The following is a 6,235-nucleotide window of genomic DNA, read 5'->3' as shown; positions in this document are numbered from 1 at the left end:
GTCCGCCGCCGCGCGCTCGGCCAGACGGAGCAGGCCGTCCTCGCCCAGCATGGCGCCCTCGGCATCCCGGGCTTCGCTCAGCCCGTCGGAATAGAGGAACAGGCTGTCGCCGCGCCGCAGCGGAACGCGCCGGTTCGTGTAGGCCGAGTCCGGGAAGGCGCCGAGGAGCGGGCCGGACGCGTCCAGCGGCTGGAGGCCGAAGTTGGTCGCCAGGAGGGGGCTGGGCGATGCGGCAGCGGCGTAGAGCAGCGTGTCGTCGGTGCGGTCGATCACCCCGTAGAAGGCGGTGGCGAACTGCCCCAGCGGCAGGATCTCGCACAGCCGCCCGTTCAGTTGGCGCAGCAGGCGGGCGGGATCGCGCAACTCCTCCGGCGGGGTGCGGGTGAGCAGCGTGTGCAGGCGGAAGGCGTTGATCGCCGCGGCGATGCCGTGGCCCGACAGGTCGGCGGCGAAGACCCCGACCCGTCTCCCGTCGAACGCGAAGGCCGTCCAGAAGTCGCCGCCGATCTCGTCCGACGCGCGGAAGACCGAATCCACCGCCAGCCCGTTCCGCTCGGCGAGGGCGGCCAGTTCCACCGGCTCCGGCACCAGGGCGAGCTGCATGGCGCGGGCCTGCCGCAGGTCGCGCTCCACCCGCTCGTGGAAGGCGCGCAGCTCCTGCACCATCGACCGCCGCTCCAGGTGATAGCGCACGCGGGCGATGCATTCGCCGGGGTTGATCGGCTTGGTGATCAGGTCGGTCGCCCCGGCGCTGAAGCAGACCGTCCTCATCTGGTCGGAGTGCAGCGCGCTCTGCATGAGGATCGGCAGGTCGCGCCAGCGCGGATCGCCGCGCAGGCTGCGGCAGACGCCGATGCCGTCCATCCGCGGCATGGCCGCGTCGAGCAGCAGCAGGTCGGGGGCAAAGCTCTCCAAGCGCTCCATCACCTCTTCCGCGGAGGAGGCGAAGGCGACCTGGGTGATCCCGGCCCAGTGCAGGAAGCGGGTCAGTGTCCTGCGGTTGAAGGCGCTGTCGTCGGCGATCAGCACCCGGCAGCCGCCGAGCGGGATACCCAGCGCCATTCCGTAGACCGAGACGCCGGCGCCGGGGCGGGCGGGGCGCGGTGGCGCGGCGTCGTCCGTGCCGGGCGGCAGCGTCATGGCGCGGGCGTGGCCCATCGCGTCCATTCCCGCCGCGTCAGTCGGCGATGGTGAACATGGTGTGGAATTTGGCGATCGTGATCAGGCGTCGCACCTCGTCGCGGGCGCCGCGGATCGCGAAATCCAGATTGCGCCGCTGCGCGGTGTCGCGGGCGATGATGAACATGCCGAGGCCGGAGGAGTCGACGAAGTCCAGCCGCGACAGGTCGAACACCATCCGGTGCCCCGCCGGCCGCTCGAAGGTGGCGATGACGTCGCGGAAGGTGTCGTGATCGGCAAAGGTCATGCGCCCGCTCAGCACGATCTCGGTGCTGGCCGGGGCCTCGCGGACGGAGAAATCCATGGCGGCGCTCATCTGTGGTTCACCCGTGGCCGAAGAGAGGCGCAATCCCCCATTGGTCGGACCGGCGGGGATGCGGGCGCATTCTAGGGCCCCGGGAATTGCACTTTGATGACGTTGCCGTGTCAGCGCGGCGTCATCCGGCCGGGACAGGCGGACTTTATTGCAGAGCGGCCTCTTCCACCCTCGGATGCGACAGGCGCTCGGCGATTCCGCCGGCGAGCCATGCCGAATAGGCATCGCGTCCCTCCGGTGCGAGCATGCCGCTGCGGCAGAAGGTCATCGTTTTGCGCGCCGAGTCGGGGAAACGCCACAGTGGCAGGTCCGCCTGCCCGCGCAGCCGGTCGAGCGCCGCCGGGCGGTAACCGTTGCCCGCGCCGTACAGACGCTCCTCCACCGCCGCCGGGCGGGGCGGAAGCAGCAGGGCGATCCCGACCCCGGAGGCGCGCGCCTGATCGGCGAAGCGCCGCACCCGCTCGAAGGCCGGCGAGTCGTCGTTCATGCGGACGGCGTCGTCGCGGGTTTCCACCCAACGGTCGGCGGCGGTGGCGGTCCAGTCCTGAGGACCAACGGCGTGGCACGGCTTGGCGTATTGCAGGGCGCTCTGGTCAGGCAGGTAGGAGCGGCCCAGCATCGCCACCTCCGTCAGGTGCGAGCCGTAGCGGCGCATACCGGCGAAGTCGCTGCGCTCCGCGAACAGCAGGTCCACATCCAGCAGGACCAGCGCCGGCTTCAGCTTCAGTACGTCGCCCAGCAGCGGTTCGAAATCCTCGATCCGGGCGTCGTCGTGGACGATGCGCAGGAAATGCAGGCTCTCCACACCATGCTTCGCCGCCAGCGCGGCCATGCCCGGCTCGTCCAGGGTGGCGTTGCGCAACGCCGAGTCGCCCAGCGCCACCACGACGGTCGGCGACAGGTCCCGCGCCGCCCGCTCCGCCGTGGCGGCGATGCGGTTGCTGTTGTACCAGGCGAAGGGCCGGTCCTGGAGGCTGTAGCCGGTCCAGAAGGCCCCCGCCGTTCCGGCCGCAAACAGCGCGGGGATCACCGCCAGAAGGGTGATCCACAACCGCCGCGGCTTCGCTTGCGGCACGCTCCTTGCCGTCCGGTGCTTTTGCGGTTCAACAGGCCCGGTCATGGTCCCTCTGCTCCTCCCAGCGGTGCGCCCAGCGATGCACGGTGTCCTGCGAGTCAAACACTCCGGGAGGGAGCAGGGTCCCGAGCGCCGCCATGGTTTTCCTATGACGAAGGGGGCATCCGTTCGGATCGTGCCGGAGTAGCCGGGTGCGGGCGCTTTCGTGTAGTCTTGCGCGAAAGGCGAGGCACGCATCGAGGAACAGGATGAGCACTGAAATCCGCACCTTCATGATCCCCGACGCGAGCGCGGACGAGGCCCAAGGGCAACTCTCCTCCTTCCTGCGCGCGGTCGAGGTGCAACGCATCGACACCGCCTACGCCGACGGCGCCTGGCGCATTCTCGTGCTTTACAAGGACCTGAAGCGCAAGGAGGAATCCCTCCAGATCGAGGCTGCGATCAACGCCGCCCTCAACGGTTGGCGGGACCGCGCGGCGGCTCGCGAAGGGCTGTCGCGCGACGCCGTGCTGCCGGACGAGCTGGTGCCGGAAATCGCTCGATTCGCCCCCACGACGGAGCGCGAGCTGTCCATCATCGTTGGTGCCCGCGATCTCGGCGTCGGTCACTTCGGCGGGGAGATCGTGCAGGTCGTCCGCGCGACCTTGGATGAACTGATCGACTGACGCAGCCACCCTTCCGGAATGGCGTAGGCCGAAGGGCCGGTCGACCATGTCCATTGTGCCGAAAGAGAAGCCAAACCCGCCGTAAGCCAGATTCCAGGCCCCTTCACGCTGTGCCAGCATACCTTTGTGGTTTTGCGGCAATGCAACATGGCGGAGGCCATGGACGGGACATCCGGATCAAGAGGCGACGTGCCCGATTACCGTGCCATGGCGCGGGAACTGGAAGCCTTCAGCCGTCAGGCGGCGGAGCGCGCGGCGGCCACCGGCGACGGCAGCATGGACGCTCTGGCGCAGCGGCTGGAGCGCCACGCCGAGCAGATCCGGCATGATCTGGCCGAAGCTCCGACGCGGCGTTTCGGCTGGCGCCTAGGCCTTCTCCACCTTCAGCAGAGTGCCCTCGGCACCGACGATGCGGACACGGGTTCCGGCGGGGAGGTCGGGCCCCTCGACGGTCCAAAGCCCGTCGCCGATCTGCGCCCGGCCCCGCCCGTTGACGATGGGGCCGTCCAGCGTGTGCAGCGTCCCGATGTATTGCGCCGTCCGGCGATTCAGATGCGGCGTGTGCGTCGTATGCGCTGAGCTGCGGGACAGGAAGCGGGTTCCCACCAGTGCGGCGATGGCGAGCAGGGCGAACAGCAGCCCCTGATGCTCCCACGGCAGGGACGGCCAGACCAGAAGCACGAAGCCGACCAGTGCCGCGGCCCCGCCCAGCCACAGAAAGGCCGCTCCCGGCGCCACCGTCTCCAGCGCGCCCAGCAGCACGGCCAGAACCCACCAGTGCCAGAATTCGATCATCGCGCGTCCGCCTTCGGGGTTTCGCCCAATCCTACGACTCCGGCGGCACCGGCGCATCGCGCCTGTTCGGCTCGTCACGATTCCGTTCATCGCGGTTCCAGGGGCTGCGCGGTGCCGGCGGCGGAGCGGCGGCCGCTCCGGAGGACGCCTGTTGGTTCGGGAAGGCTTCGCGGGCGATCTCCGCGATGCCGCCGATGGCACCGATCACGTTGGCGGCCTCCAGCGGCATGAACAGCACCTTCTGGTTGGGGGCGGCGGCCACCGCGGTCAGGGCGTCCACATAGCGCTGGGCGACGAAATAGTTGATGGCCTGGACGCTGCCCCCGGTGATGGCGTCGGACACCAGCCGCGTCGCCTCGGCCTCCGCCTGGGCGGAGCGCTCGCGCGCCTCGGCGTCGCGGAAGGCGGCCTCACGCCGCCCCTCGGCCTGGAGAATGGCGGCCTGCTTGGCGCCCTCCGCCCGCAGGATCGCCGCCTGGCGCTGGCCCTCCGCCTCCAGGATGGAAGCGCGGCGGTCGCGCTCCGCCTTCATCTGGCGCGCCATGCTGTCGACAAGGTCGCGCGGCGGCTGGATGTCGCGGATCTCGATGCGCGTCACCTTGACGCCCCAGGGGCTGGTCGCCTCGTCCACCACGCCGAGCAGGCGGGCGTTGATCTGGTCGCGCTGGGACAGCAGCTCGTCCAGGTCCATCGAGCCCATCACCGTGCGGGTGTTGGTCATGGTCAGGTTGAGGATCGCCAGCTCCAGATTGTTGACCTCGTAGGAGGCCTTGGCGGCGTCGATCACCTGGAAGAAGACGACGCCGTCCGCCGTGACCATGGCGTTGTCGCGGGTGATGACCTCCTGCGAGGGCACGTCGAGCACCGTCTCCATCATGCTCTGCTTGCGCCCGATGCGGTCGATCAGTGGCAGCAGCAGATGCAGGCCGGGCTGGAGCGTGCGGGTGTAGCGGCCGAACCGCTCCACCGTCCATTCCTGGCCCTGCGGCACGGTCCGCACGCCCAGCAGAACCAGGGCCAGCGCGAAGATCAGGAGCGCGATGACGAAGAGCGTCAAGCCGCTGACCACCATCACCCCACCTCCCATCCGGTCGTTTCCTCCCTCGAACCATGCCACGGCGGGGCCACCCCGGCCAGAGCTAGAGCGGTCAGGGCGTCAGCCCAGCAGGGCGCCGAACGACTTCAGCGGCTCGTGCGCGTCGAACAAAATCTTCAGGATCGCCAGGATCGGCACCGCCAGCAGGGCTCCGGGGATGCCCCACATCCAGCCCCAGAACAGGATGGACACGAACACCCCGATGGGGTTCAGCGCCAGCCGCCGCCCGACGATCATCGGGGTCAGGAAGTTCCCCTCCATCATCGTCAGCGCCACGAAGGTCAGCGGCGGCCCGAAGATATGCAGCCCCCCGTCGAAGGTGAGCGCCGAGACCAGGAACAGCACCGCCGTCATCACCGCCGGCCCAATGAAGGGGACGTAGTTGATGAGCCCGGCCAGCGTGCCCCACAGCGCCGCGTTGGGCACCCCCCACAGCCACATCGCCAGCGTCGTCGCAAGGCCGAGCCCGATGTTGATGACCGTGATGGTCGCCAGATAGGCGGCGATGTTCTGCTGCACCGTGGCGGCGACCATGGCGTAATGCACGCGGTCGTCGACGTCGCGCATCGTGCCGATCAGCGCCTCCAGGCTCTGCCGCCCGCGGGCCAGGAAGAAATAGAGCAGAACCAGCAGGATCACCACGTTGGCGATCACCGCCTCCGCCTGGTGCAGCACCTGTTCGGCCAGCGACGGGCCGCGCACCACGACCTCCCGCGCCGCACCGTTGCGGTCGGAGGCCATCTGCTCGATCTGGCGGGAGGCCTCGCGGGCGCGGTCGATCCCTTCGCGGATGTCGCCCAGCTTGAACTCCAGCTCGTGGACCACGCGGGGCATCCGGTTGACCCATTCGGTGGCCGGGGTCGTCAGCGTGTAGATGGCCCCCAGTCCGGCGGAGAGCACCAGAAGCACCACCACCGCCGCGCCCAGCGCCTCCGGCAGGCCCAGCCGGTAGAGGCCGCGCACGCAGGGCCGCAGCAGCAGGCTGAGGATCAGCGCCAGCATGATCGGCAGCAGGACGTCGCGGCCGAAATACAGCGTGAACAGCAGCGCGATGACGAACAACCCCATCACCGCCACCCGCACCGGGTCGCGGGGATTCCGGGCCGGGG

The 6,235-nt window shown here is 69.6% G+C and carries 8 protein-coding genes; 1 reads left to right on the top strand and 7 read right to left on the bottom strand.

Annotated features, from left to right (window positions below):
* The 3 genes from GBZ26_RS25775 to GBZ26_RS25765 form a co-directional block, all read right to left on the bottom strand.
* Positions 1–1,158 (bottom strand): PP2C family protein-serine/threonine phosphatase (locus GBZ26_RS25775; protein ID WP_174441284.1); only part of this gene is annotated, 1,158 nt, incomplete at its 3' end.
* A gap of 19 nt (positions 1,159–1,177) precedes the next feature.
* Entirely contained in the window at positions 1,178–1,495 is a 318-nt protein-coding gene (locus GBZ26_RS25770) for an STAS domain-containing protein (protein ID WP_246653649.1), read from the bottom strand.
* A gap of 145 nt (positions 1,496–1,640) precedes the next feature.
* Positions 1,641–2,570, bottom strand: coding sequence for a hypothetical protein (locus GBZ26_RS25765; RefSeq protein ID WP_174441283.1), 930 nt, complete (start codon positions 2,568–2,570; stop codon positions 1,641–1,643).
* Positions 2,571–2,818: 248 nt separating this feature from the next.
* Here GBZ26_RS25765 and GBZ26_RS25760 point away from each other — a divergent pair, with 248 nt between their 5' ends.
* Positions 2,819–3,235 carry an HRDC domain-containing protein gene (locus tag GBZ26_RS25760; protein WP_174441282.1) on the top strand — a complete coding sequence of 139 codons (417 nt, stop codon included), beginning with the start codon at positions 2,819–2,821 and terminating at the stop codon, positions 3,233–3,235.
* Between the two features lie 177 nt (positions 3,236–3,412).
* On the opposite strand, the gene GBZ26_RS25755 is transcribed toward GBZ26_RS25760, so the two are convergent.
* The 4 genes from GBZ26_RS25755 to GBZ26_RS25740 form a co-directional block, all read right to left on the bottom strand.
* Positions 3,413–3,562: a hypothetical protein gene (locus tag GBZ26_RS25755; protein WP_155903503.1), complete on the bottom strand. Its 150-nt coding sequence runs from the start codon at positions 3,560–3,562 to the stop codon at positions 3,413–3,415.
* A 39-nt stretch (positions 3,563–3,601) separates the two neighbouring features.
* Entirely contained in the window at positions 3,602–4,030 is a 429-nt protein-coding gene (locus tag GBZ26_RS25750; RefSeq protein WP_174441281.1) for an NfeD family protein, read from the bottom strand.
* 31 nt (positions 4,031–4,061) lie between these two features.
* Positions 4,062–5,117 carry an SPFH domain-containing protein gene (locus GBZ26_RS25745; protein ID WP_174441280.1) on the bottom strand — a complete coding sequence of 352 codons (1,056 nt, stop codon included), beginning with the start codon at positions 5,115–5,117 and terminating at the stop codon, positions 4,062–4,064.
* 69 nt (positions 5,118–5,186) lie between these two features.
* Positions 5,187–6,235, bottom strand: a 1,049-nt coding sequence (locus GBZ26_RS25740) for an AI-2E family transporter (RefSeq protein WP_247884909.1), incomplete at its 5' end; no start/stop codon positions are given.

This window comes from Azospirillum formosense (assembly GCF_013340925.1).
Taxonomy (GTDB): domain Bacteria; phylum Pseudomonadota; class Alphaproteobacteria; order Azospirillales; family Azospirillaceae; genus Azospirillum; species Azospirillum formosense.
This window is presented reverse-complemented; position numbering and strand designations above follow the sequence as displayed.